This window comes from Kaistella antarctica (assembly GCF_900109615.1).
GTDB lineage: Bacteria > Bacteroidota > Bacteroidia > Flavobacteriales > Weeksellaceae > Kaistella > Kaistella antarctica.
In genome coordinates this window covers 81,560-97,238 of record NZ_FOIX01000002.1, presented here as the reverse complement: position 1 = coordinate 97,238, position 15,679 = coordinate 81,560, and the positions used below count along the sequence as shown (strand labels likewise).

The 15,679-nt window shown below is 36.3% G+C and carries 18 protein-coding genes; 5 read left to right on the top strand and 13 right to left on the bottom strand.

Going from position 1 to position 15,679, the window contains the following annotated elements:
• Window positions 1–39 precede the first annotated feature (39 nt).
• Together BMX49_RS05060 and BMX49_RS05055 are read left to right on the top strand one after the other, a co-directional pair.
• Complete coding sequence (locus tag BMX49_RS05060; RefSeq protein ID WP_034717193.1) at window positions 40–636, top strand: MarC family protein; 597 nt, start codon at window positions 40–42, stop codon at window positions 634–636.
• Between the two features lie 11 nt (window positions 637–647).
• Window positions 648–845 (top strand): hypothetical protein, encoded by a 198-nt coding sequence (locus BMX49_RS05055; RefSeq protein ID WP_034717194.1) that lies wholly within the window; start codon window positions 648–650, stop codon window positions 843–845.
• Window positions 846–854: 9 nt separating this feature from the next.
• Here BMX49_RS05055 and BMX49_RS05050 read toward each other — a convergent pair whose 3' ends face one another.
• The 7 genes from BMX49_RS05050 to BMX49_RS05020 are packed head-to-tail and all read right to left on the bottom strand — an operon-like array spanning window position 855 to window position 8,498.
• Window positions 855–1,907, bottom strand: coding sequence for a diphosphomevalonate decarboxylase (locus BMX49_RS05050; RefSeq protein ID WP_034717196.1), 1,053 nt, complete (start codon window positions 1,905–1,907; stop codon window positions 855–857).
• A gap of 51 nt (window positions 1,908–1,958) precedes the next feature.
• Complete coding sequence (locus BMX49_RS05045; RefSeq protein ID WP_034717198.1) at window positions 1,959–3,722, bottom strand: AMP-dependent synthetase/ligase; 1,764 nt, start codon at window positions 3,720–3,722, stop codon at window positions 1,959–1,961.
• A 2-nt stretch (window positions 3,723–3,724) separates the two neighbouring features.
• The gene (locus tag BMX49_RS05040; protein ID WP_034717200.1) at window positions 3,725–4,729 is read right to left on the bottom strand and encodes an NAD-dependent epimerase/dehydratase family protein; all 1,005 of its coding nucleotides are present in this window, start codon (window positions 4,727–4,729) and stop codon (window positions 3,725–3,727) included.
• 37 nt (window positions 4,730–4,766) lie between these two features.
• Complete coding sequence (locus tag BMX49_RS05035; protein ID WP_034717202.1) at window positions 4,767–5,543, bottom strand: alpha/beta fold hydrolase; 777 nt, start codon at window positions 5,541–5,543, stop codon at window positions 4,767–4,769.
• A 41-nt stretch (window positions 5,544–5,584) separates the two neighbouring features.
• Entirely contained in the window at window positions 5,585–6,475 is an 891-nt protein-coding gene (locus tag BMX49_RS05030) for an alpha/beta hydrolase (protein WP_034717204.1), read from the bottom strand.
• Between the two features lie 39 nt (window positions 6,476–6,514).
• The gene (locus tag BMX49_RS05025) at window positions 6,515–7,234 is read right to left on the bottom strand and encodes a pyridoxine 5'-phosphate synthase (RefSeq protein WP_034717205.1); all 720 of its coding nucleotides are present in this window, start codon (window positions 7,232–7,234) and stop codon (window positions 6,515–6,517) included.
• A gap of 4 nt (window positions 7,235–7,238) precedes the next feature.
• Window positions 7,239–8,498, bottom strand: a complete 1,260-nt coding sequence (locus tag BMX49_RS05020; protein WP_034717207.1) for a mechanosensitive ion channel domain-containing protein — start codon at window positions 8,496–8,498, stop codon at window positions 7,239–7,241.
• Window positions 8,499–8,568: 70 nt separating this feature from the next.
• Here BMX49_RS05020 and BMX49_RS05015 point away from each other — a divergent pair, with 70 nt between their 5' ends.
• Together BMX49_RS05015 and BMX49_RS05010 are read left to right on the top strand one after the other, a co-directional pair.
• Window positions 8,569–9,054, top strand: coding sequence for a DUF456 domain-containing protein (locus BMX49_RS05015; RefSeq protein WP_034717209.1), 486 nt, complete (start codon window positions 8,569–8,571; stop codon window positions 9,052–9,054).
• Between the two features lie 10 nt (window positions 9,055–9,064).
• The gene (locus BMX49_RS05010) at window positions 9,065–9,679 is read left to right on the top strand and encodes a hypothetical protein (protein ID WP_126337193.1); all 615 of its coding nucleotides are present in this window, start codon (window positions 9,065–9,067) and stop codon (window positions 9,677–9,679) included.
• On the opposite strand, the gene BMX49_RS05005 is transcribed toward BMX49_RS05010, so the two are convergent.
• Window positions 9,645–10,307 (bottom strand): uracil-DNA glycosylase, encoded by a 663-nt coding sequence (locus BMX49_RS05005; protein WP_034717212.1) that lies wholly within the window; start codon window positions 10,305–10,307, stop codon window positions 9,645–9,647. The genes BMX49_RS05010 and BMX49_RS05005 overlap by 35 nt on opposite strands.
• A 43-nt stretch (window positions 10,308–10,350) precedes the next feature.
• The gene (locus BMX49_RS05000; RefSeq protein ID WP_034717215.1) at window positions 10,351–10,857 is read right to left on the bottom strand and encodes a GNAT family N-acetyltransferase; all 507 of its coding nucleotides are present in this window, start codon (window positions 10,855–10,857) and stop codon (window positions 10,351–10,353) included.
• Window positions 10,858–10,960: 103 nt separating this feature from the next.
• Between BMX49_RS05000 and BMX49_RS04995 the strand changes: the two genes are divergently transcribed.
• Window positions 10,961–13,111 (top strand): endonuclease MutS2, encoded by a 2,151-nt coding sequence (locus BMX49_RS04995; RefSeq protein WP_034717217.1) that lies wholly within the window; start codon window positions 10,961–10,963, stop codon window positions 13,109–13,111.
• Between the two features lie 102 nt (window positions 13,112–13,213).
• Here BMX49_RS04995 and BMX49_RS04990 read toward each other — a convergent pair whose 3' ends face one another.
• The 4 genes from BMX49_RS04990 to BMX49_RS14590 all read right to left on the bottom strand — a co-directional run bounded on the left by BMX49_RS04990 (window position 13,214) and on the right by BMX49_RS14590 (window position 15,571).
• Window positions 13,214–13,804, bottom strand: coding sequence for an HD domain-containing protein (locus BMX49_RS04990; protein WP_034717219.1), 591 nt, complete (start codon window positions 13,802–13,804; stop codon window positions 13,214–13,216).
• Window positions 13,805–13,930: 126 nt separating this feature from the next.
• A complete protein-coding gene (locus BMX49_RS04985) occupies window positions 13,931–14,509 on the bottom strand; it encodes a DUF421 domain-containing protein (RefSeq protein ID WP_034717221.1) in 579 nt (192 codons plus the stop codon).
• A 64-nt stretch (window positions 14,510–14,573) separates the two neighbouring features.
• Window positions 14,574–15,176 carry a putative PDDEXK endonuclease gene (locus BMX49_RS04980; RefSeq protein ID WP_034717223.1) on the bottom strand — a complete coding sequence of 201 codons (603 nt, stop codon included), beginning with the start codon at window positions 15,174–15,176 and terminating at the stop codon, window positions 14,574–14,576.
• A 167-nt stretch (window positions 15,177–15,343) separates the two neighbouring features.
• Complete coding sequence (locus BMX49_RS14590; protein WP_126337192.1) at window positions 15,344–15,571, bottom strand: hypothetical protein; 228 nt, start codon at window positions 15,569–15,571, stop codon at window positions 15,344–15,346.
• Window positions 15,572–15,679: the final 108 nt, after the last annotated feature.

Here is a 15,679-nt window from a genome sequence, read left to right as displayed (position 1 = left end):
TTATTTTTCATATTTTTGCGAAATTAATAATTTACAAAAATGTTCCAATTTTTCTCTCTAAAAGAAACCCTTACTGCCTCGATGATTCTTTTCGCGGTCATCGATATTGTTGGCTCCATTCCAATTATTGTTGGCTTGAAAAAGAAATTTGGAAAGATTGACGCAGAACGCGCCTCAATCGTAGCTGGAATTTTAATGATTGCTTTTCTTTTTATTGGAAATAAAATCCTTAAACTCATCGGCGTTGATGTGAACTCATTCGCAATTGCTGGTGCATTTGTAATTTTCGTTATTGCTTTAGAAATGATTTTGGGTATTGAAATTCAGAAGAATACAGAATCGAAATCAGCTTCCATTGTGCCGATTGCATTTCCTCTGATTGCGGGCGCTGGAACTTTGACAACCACCCTTTCACTACGTGCAGAATATCATGATATCAATATTATTGTAGGTATTGTGATCAACACAATTTTCGTATATTTGGTCCTGAAATCAGCGAATTGGCTGGAGAAAAAATTAGGAGATGGAACCCTGCAAGTTTTACAGAAAGTTTTCGGAATTATCCTTCTTGCAATTTCAATCAAGCTGTTTACTGCTAATTTTGCACAACTCTTTTCATCGTACGTTAAATTTTAAAGTCTAAAAAAATGCAACTGTTTTATAAAATTTTCTTAATCCTTTTCGTAATCTTTATTGCCATCAATTTATATGTGATCGAGTGGAATTTAGGATTTCTAGCTGAAGAAAATTCCGTTTTCCTTCTTTCGCTTTCCGCAGCAGTAGTTGGGATTATCGTTGTTTTTATATTGCACACGATGAGTCGATTGGGCATCAACAAAAAATAACAATTTTTTTTAAAACCTCATCACATCTTTTACAACACCATTATTTTGAGTGTGTTGCACCAGTTCTTTGATGATGAATTCCTTAATTTGATCTTCTTCTTTGATGCTCGGGAAAAGCAAATGCACATTCGCACCAGCATCTAATGTAAAGAATAATGGAAGACTGGTTTCTTTTCGAAATTCCCAAATCTTATTAATCACCGCCAACGTTCCGGTTTTCATTAAAATGAAAGCAGGTTCGCTCATCATCATCATGGCGTGCAAGGTCAAAGCTTCATGTTCAACTAGCTTAATAAAGGCGGTCATGTTACCCTCTTTCAAAATCGTTTTAAGAATTGCGAAATTCTCATGTGCTTCTTGAAATCTTCTTTCCGCGTAAGGATTGGTATTCATCAAGCCGTGTCCGACGGTAGAACTCACCGATTTTTCTCCTTCATGAATCAATAAAACCCAATCGTTGAAACTTCTAAAAATCGGGTGAATTTCCTCATTTGGATAGCGAACGGCAAATAAATCTGAACTCTCGGCAACTTCTTTCGTTTCTCCCCAAACGACCATTCCGTCGTATAAACTTCTGCAAGCGCTTCCGCTGCCTAATCTCGCCAAGAAACTGGCTTTTCTCAAGGATGTATCGTCATTAACTTTTCCGACAAAGGTTTCATCTAAAGCCATTAAACATTTTGCAATCGCACCAAATCCTGAAGCAGAACTCGCTATACCAGAACTGTGCGGAAAGGTGTTTTCTGTCTTAATGATATATTTTCCTTTTAAAATCCAAGGTAAATACTGCTCAATATTTCTAAAGTACTTGTCAATTTTCCCCGCAAATTTCAACTCTTCTTTTCCTGCTAAAAAGGTTTGAACAGAAAATGGTTCATTGGCTACAAACTCAAGTTCCGTATTGGTTTTGCAAAGGTTTAAAGTGTAGCTAATGCTTGGGTTTGCTGGAATCTGAGTTTCATATTTCCCCCAATATTTAATTAAAGCAATATTCGACGGACAAGATTCGGTGACTTTCTGATCAGAGATTTCGAAGTTTTGACTTCCGGAAAATTCGTTCATTTTTTAGTTCTAATTTACTTGAGTGAGGATTAATTTTCTGTCAATGTATTGTTAAGAATTATACATTTTATCGACTAAGTCAGCATATTTCTGTAAGACCACATTTCTTTTCACTTTTAAAGTTGGTGTGATTTCTCCAGTACCGATTTCAAATTCAGCGGGCATCAACACAAACTTCTTCACCTTTTCGAAGCCTGAAAGTCCTTTCTGGATTTCCTCCATTTTCTCGCGATAAAATTCTTTAATACTTTCTAGATTAACGATTTCTTCCCAAGTTGTAAATTGAATATTCATCTTGGAAATTAATTCTTGCAAAGCCTCGAAATTTGGAATAATAAGCGCGGTTACGAAAGGTTTTCCTTCTGCCACAATCATGGCTTGATTAATGAAATTATTATTGGAAAGGAGGTTTTCGATTGGTTGCGGTGTGATATATTTCCCATTTGAAGTTTTCATTAAATCCTTGATTCGGTCGGTAATAAATAAATTTCCGGCTTCATCAAATCGTCCTGCATCGCCCGTTCTAAACCAACCATCTTCGGTGAAAACCTCAGCCGTTTCGGTCGGCTTTTTATAATAACCTTTCATAATGCTGCTTCCTTTGGCGAGAATCTCATCATTATCACCGATTTTAATTTGGGTATCACCCAAAGGAATTCCCGCGGACCCGTGTTGAAAATCATGAAACGGAAAACAAGTTAAGGTTGCAGTGGTTTCCGTCAATCCATAACCGACGGTAATGTGAATTCCCATTGCTTCAAAAAAGCGAGTCACGTCGTCCGATACCGATGCTCCACCGCACGGCATAAACCATAGTTTGCCACCCATCTTTTTCTTGATCTTATTAAAGACCATAATGCCAGCAATTTTATTTTTGAGATTTAAGGAGAAAGGAATACTTTTATTTAATCTGCGAAACTCTGCCACTTCAGTTCCGGTTGCCAGGGCCCAGTTGTAAATTTTCTTTTTCGAAGGCGAACTATTCGCTGCCATTTCATTAACACTCGCATAAATCTTCTGATAAAACCGAGGCACGGCGCACATAATAGTGGGCTTAATTTCGGCCAAAGCGCTCGCAATTAATTTGGTGTTTTCCAGGAAATAAACTTTCGACCCACCGTACAAGGCAAGCAAGGTCCACGATCTTTCGAAAATATGGGTCAAAGGTAAAAAGGCTAAAGAGGTTTCATTTTCAAAGTTTTTAAATTTAAAAAATTCGAAATGCGCCTCGACGGATTTATGAAAATTTCCGTGAGAAAGCATAACGCCTTTGGGAACTCCAGTGGTTCCGGACGTGTAAATAATGGTTGCCAAATCATCGTCTTCTTTAGGAACTATTTGAAATTCTTCGCTGGCATCTTTAATAAAATCTTCTAAATATTGACTGTTTTCTTTTTGAATCCAAATCGATTTCTTGGCAACGATAACCTGTTGCAAAACTTGATTTTTATTTAAAATATTAAAGGCTGCGTCATATTGTTCCTGATTTCCAACTAAGATGATTTTGCACTCAGATTCATTTAGAATATATTCTGATTGTTCTTCATTATTGGTAGAATAAATGGGTACTGTGACCGCACCTAATGACAGAATCGCCAAATCGGTGATAATCCACTCCGCTGAATTATCAGCATAAATGGCCACTTTATCATGCTCAGAAATGCCGGCTGCCCGAAGTGCGTTGGCCGTTTTAAAAACTAACCGTCGAAAATCTGACCAAGAAATTTCTGTCCATTTTTCTTTTTTCTTAAAACCAATGGCGGACTTTCTGGGAAATTTCGCGGTATTTATATTTAAAAATTCTGCAACATTCATAACTACTTTTTATCTGAAATATAATTTTTTAAATGGAAATCGATACTCTCAATAACGGGAATAAATTGATAATTTAACTCCTGCTTAATTTTAGAATTAGAAATGATCGGGTGAGAAGTTACGGTTTCCAAATTGACTTTACTCATCATTCTGAGTTTGGGAAAGAGCCATCCGAATAATACATTGACGGCGTAACCTAACTTTAGAACTGCTGTCGGTAGGACTTTAGCCTTTGATTTTCCTAATTTCTCTCGAACATAGTTGGCGACTTCAACTATTTTCTTGGTTTCTGAAATCAGGATATACCGCTCACCGAAAATATTTTTCTCCATTAATGAAATCGCAATTTTTGAAACATCTCTTACGTCAACATACGCGGTACTTCCACTCATTGCGTACGGATATTGCTCGAATGCCTGAAACATTTCACCACTACTCGCCTGCCAATTTCCGCTGCCGATAATGACGCCGGGATTGATGATGACGGTGTTGAGACCTTCTGCAGACGCGCGCCACACTTCCATTTCTGAAAAATGCTTGGATCGCGCATAAGGAGAATGATTTACTTTTGGATTGTAATTAGAATCTTCGGTGACTTCACCATTTTCGTCAACACCATCTAAAACAGCAGTTGAACTTACAAAACAGAACTTCCGCACCGATGAATTTTCACAAGCAAAAAGCAATTGCCGCGTTCCAACGATATTCGTATGATACATTGCACGTCGGTCATCTGGATGAAAACTCACTTTTCCAGCGCAGTGATAAACTTCTGTAACTAAATTTAAGGCAGTCTGAAGCGACTCGAGATCTTGGAAATCAACATCAATCCAGTCAATTTTATTAAAAAGCTCATCTGCTTGATCGGTATAAAATCGAAAAGACGCGCGGACTTCATCAATATCGCTGGAAGTTCTTTTTGTTGCACGAACGCTTTTGCCACGCTTTAGTAATTCTAAAACGACTGCTCTGCCGAGAATACCGGTTGCGCCTGTGACTAAAATCATAACGAATTATTGATAATTGATAGTTGGATCTTCACAACTAAGATTTTAAAAATTTAAGAACAGCAGCATTGAAATCTACACTATTTTCTGCCTGAACCCAATGTCCAGCATTTTTTATCGTGACCACTGAGGCGTTTGGAAATTGTTGCTTAATCTGAAATTCATCTTGCGGCAAAATATAGTTTGATTTCTCACCACCAACAAATAAGGTCTCGCCTGAAAAAACTCCGAACTTCACTGCGTTAGAAACGAATTCAGTATATTTTTCAGAAAGGGTTTTTAAATTGAAGCGCCAGTTGAGTTTTTTATCATCCGTCCAGTACAAATTTTTTGCTAAAAATTGCACTACTGATTTCTCTGGAATATAGGCTAACAATATCTCTTCAACATCCTGTCTTGAAGTGGCAGTCTTAAAATCAACACTTTCTAAAGCTTTCAAAATTCCCTGATGGTGCGGCGGATAGGCTTTCGGAGAAATATCGACCACGATCAATTTTTCTACTTTGATGGGATATTTAATGGCAAACTGCATGACCGCTTTTCCACCGAGCGAATGACCTAACAAATTGACTTTATTCAACTGATGGAATTCCATATAATGCAAAATGTCGTGCGCTAAATGGTCATGCGACATTTCCGGCGAGTGAAAACTTTTGCCGTGGTTTCTTAAATCGATTAAATGGACCGGAAAAAATTCGCCCATTTCTTTACCAAAACTTCCCCAGTTATTGAGCATTCCAAACAAACCATGAAAAACCAACAGTGGCGTTCCCAGTAAATCCTGTCCGTATATTTTTGAGTGTAGAATGTCCATAAATTGCTGAAGTATAATATTTTTTCAAATTTAATGATTACTTACTGAATCATTTTATAAATTTTTTCCGAGATCTCTTTTCCATAGTAAGAAATACCGGTGATGTGAGGTTGGTCTATTTCGAAAAATTCTTTTGGTTCATTGGCATTTTCATACAATTGCTTTCCCATTTCTATTGGAATCGTTTTGTCTTCTTTGCTGTGAACAATTAAAATTGGCTTTTTAAAATTCTTTAAATTTGATCGGTTATCATAATTATCTTTAATTACTAAATTTCCTAAAAGTGGGACTTTTCGCTTTGCAATATCTTTAAAATTGGTGAAAGTGCCTTCTATTACCAATCCTTCAATATCATCTTGATTTTGCGCGGCTACAGGAATTGAAAAATTACCACCAATAGATTGTCCGTAGATTATTTTTGAAGTGTTTTTGATTTCCTCTAAATTTTTGAAATATTCAAAGACGGAAAAGGAATCTTCAACTGCATTTTCTCTCGTACTTTTTCCTTCAGAGTAGCCGAATCCAGGATAATCAAAAAGAAATATCTGAAAACCATATTTCGTCAGTTCCGTAAAATGCTGATATTGAGATTTAAGATTTCCTGAGTTTCCGTGCAGCGCAAAGACAGAAACTTTTGGCTTCTCGGTCTTCGATTTTAACAACCATCCATTGATTTTCCGACCGCTTTCTGTTTTAAAATAATAACTTTTAATTAAAAAGTCTCGCTGTAAACTATCCTCATTTTTAAAGAAATTCGGCTGCATATTTTCGCCGGTGATTTCTAATTTCATAGCATCATTTCCTTCTTTCCAATTAAACTTTCTGATGTCTGTTGAATTTCTGGTAGGAATTAAAACGTTATTTACTTGACAATTCAAAAGCGATAAAAGGAAAATTAACCCGAACAATATTTTAAAATGTTTATTCATCATTTAATTAGAAATCGAATAAAATACAGTACAAATTATATTTTACCATTTTGCCAACCGTTTCAAATACGCCTGTACCGTATTTTCAAGTCCCATGTACAAGGCTTCAGAAATCAACGCATGCCCGATGGAAACTTCCAAAAGATTTGGAATATTGTCAGCGAAATATTTTAAATTTACTAAACTTAAATCGTGTCCGGCATTTATACCCAGCCCATATTTTTCAGCTTGTTTGGCTGTTTCGATGTAGGGTTTTATCGCCGCTTCTCTATTTTTTGAATATTCAGTCGCGTAAGCTTCCGTGTATAATTCAATTCGATCGGTGCCAGTTTCGGCAGCGTACTTTACCATTTCTGGGTTCGGATCTAAAAAAATGGAGGTTCTAATGCCGGCATTTTTAAATTCAGCAATGACCAATTTTAGAAACTCTAAATTATTTTCGCAATCCCACCCAGCATTCGACGTAATCGCATCTTCGCCATCTGGAACAAGTGTGACCTGATCTGGCTTCACTTCTAAAACCATATCGATAAAAGATCGGTGCGGATTTCCTTCAATATTAAATTCGGTATGAACTAAAGGTTTTAAATCATACACATCTCTTCTGGTCACATGTCGCTGATCGGGTCTTGGATGAATGGTAATTCCTTGCGCTCCAAATTCCTGGAGCTTAATCGCAGCTTCGGTCACACTTGGTAATTCACCACCTCTCGCATTTCGAAGGGTTGCAATTTTATTAATATTTACACTGAGTTTTGTCATTTTTCTAAATTTTGTTAAACTGCATTATTTCAAGATCAAATTCTTTGGAAGCAACCAACAGATGATCAAAAATATCTGCCATAATTCCTTCATATACTTCCCAGCCTGAATCGTTGGTAAAGCAGTAAATTTCTAAGGGCATTCCGTGCGGTGTATTTTCAAGCTGTCGAACCATCAAAGTTCCATTTTGATCGAGATGCTTGCTATTTTTAAGATAGTTCAAAGCGTACACTCTGAAAACTCCAATGTTTGTCAACTGTCTTCCGTTGATTCCAAGATCAGAATCGTCAAACGAAATCCGTTCTGCATTGATTTCCTTTTTTATTTCCGTCAGATAATCATTAATTAAATTAATCTTAGAGAGATGCTCCACAGCTTCATTATCTAAAAATTTAAAGGATTTAATATTAAAAATGATCGACCGTTTAATCCTCCGAGTATTACTTTCAGACATCACTTGAAGGTTTTTAATTTCAGTAGTCAAAAAATCGTAGGTTGGAATGGTGGACATTGTTTTATCAAAATTCTCAATCTTGGTAGTCAGTAGATTTAAATCGACAATTGTACCTTCCATGTTATATTTCGGAATCCCGATCCAGTCGCCAACTTTCAAATTCTTAGAAGTCGCCACGTGAATTCCAGTAACAAAACCTAGAATTGTATCTCGAAAAACCAAGACTAAAACGGCGGTGATTGCTCCTAAACTTCCGACAATTGCAGACCCGCTGATTCCAAAAAGGACACTGATAGCGATGACCGAAGACACGAATATTCCGAAAATATTCAGCGTTTGCGACACGGCGTTTAGCGCGATAATTTTATAATAATCTTTCTTGATGATGAAATAATTCCTGGTAGCAGTTATCCCACGAAAAAGCAAATTGGCCACTACGATAACAATCAATAATCCAATCATTCTCTCCAGAAAACCATGGCTTTTTGGATGTCGATAGAAAAAAGACTCCACCGCAAAACTACTGAATAACAGCGCCATTAATTGCGAAAAGGAATTGGTGATTTTGGCTGCGTAAATTGATTTTAAAACAGGGTATTTATCCTTGTCAAAAAATAATTTAAAGATGCCATTAATAATGAATTTAAAAATGAAACCTACGATATAAATCAGCGCCAGGAAAATCGCTAATTTGGCTAAAATCTGAAAGAAAAGAACCCAACTGTCGGGCGAGTTTTCCCGGACAAAAACGTGAATATAATCGCTTATATTCTGTAAAAAATCTTTAGTACCTGTCAGTTCTTTATTCATTGCCACAAAAATACCAATTCTGATTGTCTTTAATAGATTAATAAGTACATTTAACAAAATTTAGCAACCCATGGACACGACTTTAATTCAATTGGTAAGTATCGCATTATTGGTTCTTGGTATCATAGGAACATTTTTGCCTATTTTACCTGGATTATTACTAAGCATTTGTGGATTGCTTATTTACAAATTCGGAACCGATGCGCCCTTATCAATGGTTTATGTCTGGATTTTTGTTTTTCTAACCATCCTATCTACGATTTTAAACTATGTGATTCCAGCCCGAACCAATCGGAAATATGGCGGTACGCGGTGGGGAAGCGTAGGTTCAGTAGTTGGAACTCTGGTGGGACTCTTCTTCATTCCAATTCCTTTTGGATTTTTAATCGGAATGTTTTTAGGAGTTTTCGTTGGCGAACTATTGCATGATTCCACCGATAAGAAAAAAGCCTGGAACTCAACCAAAGGAGCTTTCATAGGATTTCTCTACGGCACGGGTTTTAATTTTATTGTAGCCTTGGCAATGTTTTTGGTGGTTTTAATTGACATCCTTTAAATTTAAAAAAATGATTTACAGACTCCTATTAAGCTCGATGACAATCTTCACTTTAGCAACTTGCCAAAATCAAAATGTGAAAAAAGCGGAAAAAACAACGAAAAGTGAAAATAATCCTGTTGTTAAAACCACTTCGACAACGCCGAAAAAATCGGAACCAAAAATGTCGACTGGAATGCCGCCCGATGCCGAAGCTGTAAAAGTCGCAAAACAAGAGGCAGCAAACCCAAATCAATCAAACCTTGTTTATCTAAAAGAAGGAGAAAATATCTATGTGAAAGAATATAAGATGAATGTCACTTTCAAAGGAATGGTGGAAGATAGTCGCTGCCCGAAAGATGTACAATGCATCTGGGCTGGTAATGCGACCGCTGAAGTAGAATTTATGGGTGTTGCCACAAGACCCAGAGTTTATCAGTTAAGCACAACCATTGATGCCAAGAAAGGACATTTTACTAAACAAAACTTTAATGGCTATGAGATTTCACTGGTATCCGTAAGTCCTGAAACCACTTCTGCAAAAGGATTTAAAGCATTAAAGGGAAGTTATAAAATTGCGCTCAAATTTGAAAAAGAAAATCCAAACGAGCCTACTTCTCAAAGCGGCGGTCCTGCCACGAAATAGGTTCCTGATTTATCGATTTTAAATAATCATTAATCTGAGAAAAAGGTTTGCTTCCATAAAAACCGCGATAGACCGAAAACGGCGAAGGATGCGCAGACTTTATAATACAATGTTTAGAGGAATCAATGAGTTCCTCTTTTTTTTGTGCAAAAGCGCCCCATAACACAAAAACAATATTTTCCTTATTTGTCGAGATTTCTTTGATGATGAAATTGGTAAAGTGTTCCCAACCCAAATCTTTGTGTGAATTTGGCGAATGCGCTTTAACGGTCAAGGTTGCATTCAACAGCAGAACACCCTGCTCAGCCCAATCATCGAGTTCTGGATTCGATCGATCAATGTCTAAATCATCCTTTAATTCTTTAAGAATATTTTTGAGCGACGGCGGTATTTTCACCTTCTGCGAGACAGAAAAACACAAACCATTTGCTTGATCATCATTGTGATAAGGATCCTGACCAATAATCACAACCTTTATTTTTTCAAAAGGAGTTAAATCTAAAGCGCGGAATATCTGCTCTTTGAGCGGAAAACATTTATCTGCAGAATATTCCTGTTCTACTTGTTTCCAAAGAGTTTCGAAATATTCGGTGTTTTTTATCGGTTCTAAAATATCTGTCCAGGTCATTGGTTGAGTTGATGATTAGTTGAGGCTATGATTTGCCGATTATTTAAATTGCGTTTAATTCAAAGATAATATTCTCTGGGAACTTTTCGTCTCGGTGATTTTCATTTAGATAAAATTTACATTTCTGAAGTAATTTTATTGAGTTCGAATTGTTTTTATGAGTAAAAGCTTCGATCTTTTTTAAGTTTAAATCTTTAAAACCATAATTTAAAAGACAATGTACAGCTTCAGCCATAATACCTTTCCCGTGATAATCGGGCAATAATTCGTAACCCAATTCTGCGGTCTTTCTATCTTGAGAAAAATTCCAAAGGCAGAGTGTGCCGAGTAATGTCGGCTCTGATTTAAGCGCAATTCCCAAGAAAAGAATTTCTTTATTGGCCGTTTTCTTTTTAATGTTTAAGATAAAATCTAAAGCTTCGAAAGAATTCTTGGGCGGATTTCGATTAAGAAATTGATTGATCTGAGGATTACTTCTAATTCTAAAAATCTCAGCGGCATCGTATTCGGTAAGGGATCTTAAAATTAATCTTTCGGTAGAAAACTTCATCTTTCAAAGATATCAATTTCACCATTTAAAAATTAATTTTCAGTTTGGTGTTGATGGTCTTTAAACTATTATACCAATTGTCCTAAAATAAGTAAATTTGCGTGTGCATATACAAAAAGAAGATTTAACCGAACTCGAATTTCCCGAACTGTTGGCGGAAATTTCCCCCTTTGCTTTTTCACCGAAAACGAAAGAAAGAATTGCCGCAATTCGGCCCTTTGATATTGACGAAGCTGAAATTTCATTAAAGAAAGTAGCCGAATATTTATCGAGTTTTGAAAGCGATAACGCGATTCCTTTCAGCGAATTTGAGGATATCGACGAGGAACTCAATCTGATGTTGATTGAAAATTTCAGATTAGATAATGCGGCTTTCCTGAAAATTAAAAGCCTGACGGAGCAAATCGCGCGACTTCAAAAATTCTATCCAGCTTTTGAAGATTTATTTCATGAGTTGAATAATGATGTTAAAGATTTAGAATACCGCAAAGAAATCATCGATAAAATCGACAAAGTATTTAACCGTTTTGGCGAAGTGAAAAGTGATTCTTCACCGATTCTTAAACAATTGCGCGGTGATATTTCTCACGCTAAGAAAGCGATTCAAGAAAACTTTAACCGAGCATTAACTGCACTTACTTCTACGGACTATTTAGATGACATTAAAGAAAGTATTGTTGATGATCAAAGAGTGTTAGCCGTAAAGTCGGCTTATAAAAAACGCGTTCCGGGTCGGGTTTTAGGACTTTCAAAAACAGGTTCAATTACTTATATTCAACCTGAGTCTGTTGTTAAGCATCAGTTTAAATTAAGAGAAGATATCGAAGAAGAGAAAAAGGAAGTCGATAAAATCTTGCGAAAACTGACTTTCGAAATTTCAGAATTTCAACCTCAGCTTTATGCTTATCAAAAATATATTTTCGATTTAGATATTACGCGGGCAAAAGCTAAATTCGCTCATAAAATTGGTGGAATTTTGCCGAAGATCAATCGTCACCGAACCATGCGACTAGTCAATGCTTTTCATCCTTTGTTGCTGATTAGAAATCAAGTCGAGCAGAAAAAGATTTTCCCACAGACTTTAACACTAACCGAACAGAATCGCATCCTATGTATTTCCGGACCTAACGCTGGTGGAAAATCGATTACTTTAAAAACTGTTGGATTATTACAGCTAATGATTCAAAGTGGAATTTTAGTTCCCGTTCATCCTCGATCTGAAATGTTTTTCTTTGAAAAATTAATGACCGATATTGGTGACAATCAATCCATTGAAAATCATCTTTCAACTTATTCTTCTCGCCTTAAAAAGATGGCGACGATCATTAAAGAAGCCAACTCGAAAACCTTATTGCTTATCGATGAATTCGGAACCGGTTCTGATCCTGAATTGGGTGGCGCCTTGGCTGAAAGTTTCCTGGAGTTTTTCTACGACAAGAAAAGCTTTTCAATTATTACGACCCACTACACCAATATTAAACTGGTCATCGAACAACTTCCGCACGCGACAAACGCCGCCATGCTTTTTGATGAAAATTCCTTGGAGCCGCTTTATAAATTAGAAGTCGGACAAGCTGGAAGCTCCTTTACTTTTGAGGTTGCCGAGAAAAATAAAATTCCGAAATTCATTATTGAATCTGCGAAGAAAAAAGTGGAACACGATATTCTGAACCTCGACAAAACAATTGTCAAATTACAACAGGAAAAATTTGAGGTTGAAAAAATCAAAACTGATTTAGCAGAAAAAAGAGATTCTACTCAAAATAAAAAAGAGAATTTAGAAAAACTGAATGATCAGCTGGAGCAAAAACTTTTTAATTTTCAAAAACTTTACGAAGACGAACACCGCAAATTACAGTTTGGAAATAAAATCGAAGGATTCATCGATTCTTATGTAAAAGGAAAAACTAGAAAGTTGGTTGTGGCAGATTTCGTCAAAATTCTCGAGCAGGAAAAGTTCCGAAAACTGGGCGCTGATAAAGATGAAAACAAGAAGCTGCAAGTCGTCAAACGAAAAATTACGCAGCAATTAAAGAAAGTAGATGTTCAGGAAAAGATTGTAGAAACCAATGAAAAACTGGAAGACAAAAGAGTAAAAGAACGCGCAGTCTGGATGAAAATTGGTCAACGCGTACGAATCCCTGGCTCAACAAGCGTCGGAACCATTGAGAAAATCGAGAAGAATGGAAAAGTTTCGGTGAACTATGGAACTTTTAAAACCAAGATTAGCGGTGATGAATTGGAAAGAATTTAAGAGATTTTAAATCATGTAATTGTAGATTTTAGATTCTGGAAACTTAAATATATAATGCGAGATCTAATAAGTTCTCGCATTTTCCATTAGGATTACAAAAGTCTAATCTACCAATTTTCCCTCCTCAAATGCTTTCTTTAGAAGAATATCAAAAGCTTCGCCCAATTCAGTGGAAGCCTTTTTTACAGCCGTGCCGACAACGTTTTCTACCTGCGCAACTTTCACTCCAGCTTCAGTCCAGCTTTTAGAAGAACCGTACACATTCAACAGGAAAGGCATAATTCGATCTACAGCACATGCGAAAATAGCGTCAGGCGTTTCCTCAGCTTCAAACTCCATCCATAAATTTAGAAAGTCGGAATTTAAAGGTTCATCTAAAATACCGAAAGTGTTTTTGGCAGCCTGCAATTCACGCTCATATTTTCCCGTCATGCCACTTTCATCAAAAATAAAAGTATCGCCCGCTTCGATTTCTACGACATCGTGAATGGATAGCATTCTGATCACTCTTAATAAATCGATCTGATCTGTATTTTTTGCGTATGGCAAGAGTACTTGCGCAAACACAACAATTTGCCAACTGTGTTCGGCGGTATTTTCCCGGCGGGAATCCTCGAGGTTAAAGTTTCTGCGATCCACTTTTTTCAAAGCGTCCAAAGCGAGAATAAACTGAATTTCTTTTTCTAAAATCATCGGGTAAATTTCGGAAAAAAAAGAGGAAGAAGTGTTTTTAGAGTGAACAAACGAACGATGTCATTTAGAAGTTCTTTGCTAATTTAATTTTAGACCAATTAATAAAATAATGTTGGTTAATAGAAATTATTTTTCATTATTGCATTGAAGAGCTTCAATATGTTCCGGTAATATTGAATTTTCTAAAACAGGATCTTCAAATTTATAAACGCTTAGTGCGCCAGATTGTTCGTAATACGCACCCTTTACTTCCGATAAAAACTGTATTCCTTCTTGTCTCAATAGCATATAAACTTCATTTTCATCAATATCGTCTTCTTTAAAATTTTCTTTTAAAAGGCGACCGTTTTCTACCAGCTTCATCACTTTGGGATCGGTTACTTTTCGGACTGCTTCATATTTAATTCCAACATAAACGTATAATTTCTGAAAGGCCGCAATCAAAGTAATTACGGTAATTGGAATCGACAGCGGAATATCTGGATAAAACATGGCATCACCGACGGCACTTCCCATGGCGACGATCAACAGTACATCTGCGCTACCCAAACCGCCAACCACACGTTTACCAATCCACCTGATCATAATGATCGTATAAACCATGATGATGACGACGCGAAGAATGATTTCTAAATAAATCATTACGGTGAAATCCCCAAAAAACATTTTCGCTAAATCAAAAGTATATTCGCTTGCTTCAACCATCGTTTTAAAAATTAGATTAAAAATTTGCTGAAAATTATTACTATCAAATATTGAGCAAAAAAGATTAATTATTAATCACTTCAATTATTTCTTTGGCACTTTTCACTTGGTATGTTTTGATTTGATTTTCACCAATATATTCTTCAGAAAGCTTTGCTAATGGTACCAGAAAAAGTTTTTCAGGAGAATTTGGCTGCCCACCTATACCAAAAGCGACAAATACTTTTTGTTTTCGGTCGATTTGATATTGATTATAGTTTCTGATTTGATAATTTTTCGCAAAAAAAACTTCCTCATTAAAAAATGATTTTCGCCACTTACATTCTATAGAAAAAGGAATACTATTCGACTTAAACTTTAAATCAGGCTCCATATTTTCTGAAGCTGATACTCCGTTTTTATGATAATCAGAGTTCCTACTCACTAATTGAACTCCTTTCTCTTTACCTAAAAGCTGAATCATGAAATCTTCAAAATCATTTCCTTTTTGTTTTTTGATTTCGTCAAAATCTTCTTTACTAATGTCTTTTTTTAAAGGAGCATCTGAAGATGATTGCTGCTCAGTAAGTACGCTACGATTTGTATTTTCTTTTCTCGTAAAAAAATAAGTAGAAAGCGCTAAACTCGCGATTCCAATAATTAAGAATAGTATGGCCATTTTTTTCATTTTAATTTAGTTTATTTCTATAGTATCGATTTCTTCATCAACCAATCGGTTTCAAAAAGCGGGACAATTATTTTTTGGTAATTCAAAACATCTTCAAACTTGAGCGTTCTGTCCGTTCTATCTTTCAGCCATTTTTAGGCAGGATAATAACCGCCGATGTATAAATTTCATGCAAATTCCGACACATCATGGAAGTAGTAAGTTTCGTTGATGTAGACTTTTCCAGTTTTGTTTCTGTCATTAGTTTCTTTGTGGTTAAGAACGTCAAATTTGGCGTTCACAACCGCATCCTTGGGGATAACAATAGATAAGTTGGAGTTGGTGACGTCATCGATAGCGTTCGAAGCGTCTAGTCTAGGGTTTGCAACCGAGAGATTGGGGGTTTTGGACGTCAAACTTAGAGCTGCTGATGTCAAATTTGGGGTTGGAAGCCTCAACTTTGAAGTTCGCGACCTCATCGACGGAGGTTTTAACGACAAACTTGGGTTTACTAACAACTGTAA

Coding starts and splice junctions, on each gene's coding strand:
- BMX49_RS05025 (WP_034717205.1), bottom strand. CDS start 7,234: ATGACAAAACTCAGTGTAAATATTAATAAAATTGCAACCCTTCGAAAT.
- BMX49_RS05020 (WP_034717207.1), bottom strand. CDS start 8,498: ATGAATAAAGAACTGACAGGTACTAAAGATTTTTTACAGAATATAAGC.
- BMX49_RS05000 (WP_034717215.1), bottom strand. CDS start 10,857: ATGAAGTTTTCTACCGAAAGATTAATTTTAAGATCCCTTACCGAATAC.
- BMX49_RS05055 (WP_034717194.1), top strand. CDS start 648: ATGCAACTGTTTTATAAAATTTTCTTAATCCTTTTCGTAATCTTTATT.
- BMX49_RS05030 (WP_034717204.1), bottom strand. CDS start 6,475: ATGATGAATAAACATTTTAAAATATTGTTCGGGTTAATTTTCCTTTTA.
- BMX49_RS05005 (WP_034717212.1), bottom strand. CDS start 10,307: ATGACCTGGACAGATATTTTAGAACCGATAAAAAACACCGAATATTTC.
- BMX49_RS05040 (WP_034717200.1), bottom strand. CDS start 4,729: ATGATTTTAGTCACAGGCGCAACCGGTATTCTCGGCAGAGCAGTCGTT.
- BMX49_RS05050 (WP_034717196.1), bottom strand. CDS start 1,907: ATGAACGAATTTTCCGGAAGTCAAAACTTCGAAATCTCTGATCAGAAA.
- BMX49_RS04985 (WP_034717221.1), bottom strand. CDS start 14,509: ATGGTTGAAGCAAGCGAATATACTTTTGATTTAGCGAAAATGTTTTTT.
- BMX49_RS05045 (WP_034717198.1), bottom strand. CDS start 3,722: ATGAATGTTGCAGAATTTTTAAATATAAATACCGCGAAATTTCCCAGA.
- BMX49_RS05010 (WP_126337193.1), top strand. CDS start 9,065: ATGATTTACAGACTCCTATTAAGCTCGATGACAATCTTCACTTTAGCA.
- BMX49_RS05060 (WP_034717193.1), top strand. CDS start 40: ATGTTCCAATTTTTCTCTCTAAAAGAAACCCTTACTGCCTCGATGATT.
- BMX49_RS04990 (WP_034717219.1), bottom strand. CDS start 13,804: ATGATTTTAGAAAAAGAAATTCAGTTTATTCTCGCTTTGGACGCTTTG.
- BMX49_RS05015 (WP_034717209.1), top strand. CDS start 8,569: ATGGACACGACTTTAATTCAATTGGTAAGTATCGCATTATTGGTTCTT.
- BMX49_RS05035 (WP_034717202.1), bottom strand. CDS start 5,543: ATGGACATTCTACACTCAAAAATATACGGACAGGATTTACTGGGAACG.
- BMX49_RS04980 (WP_034717223.1), bottom strand. CDS start 15,176: ATGAAAAAAATGGCCATACTATTCTTAATTATTGGAATCGCGAGTTTA.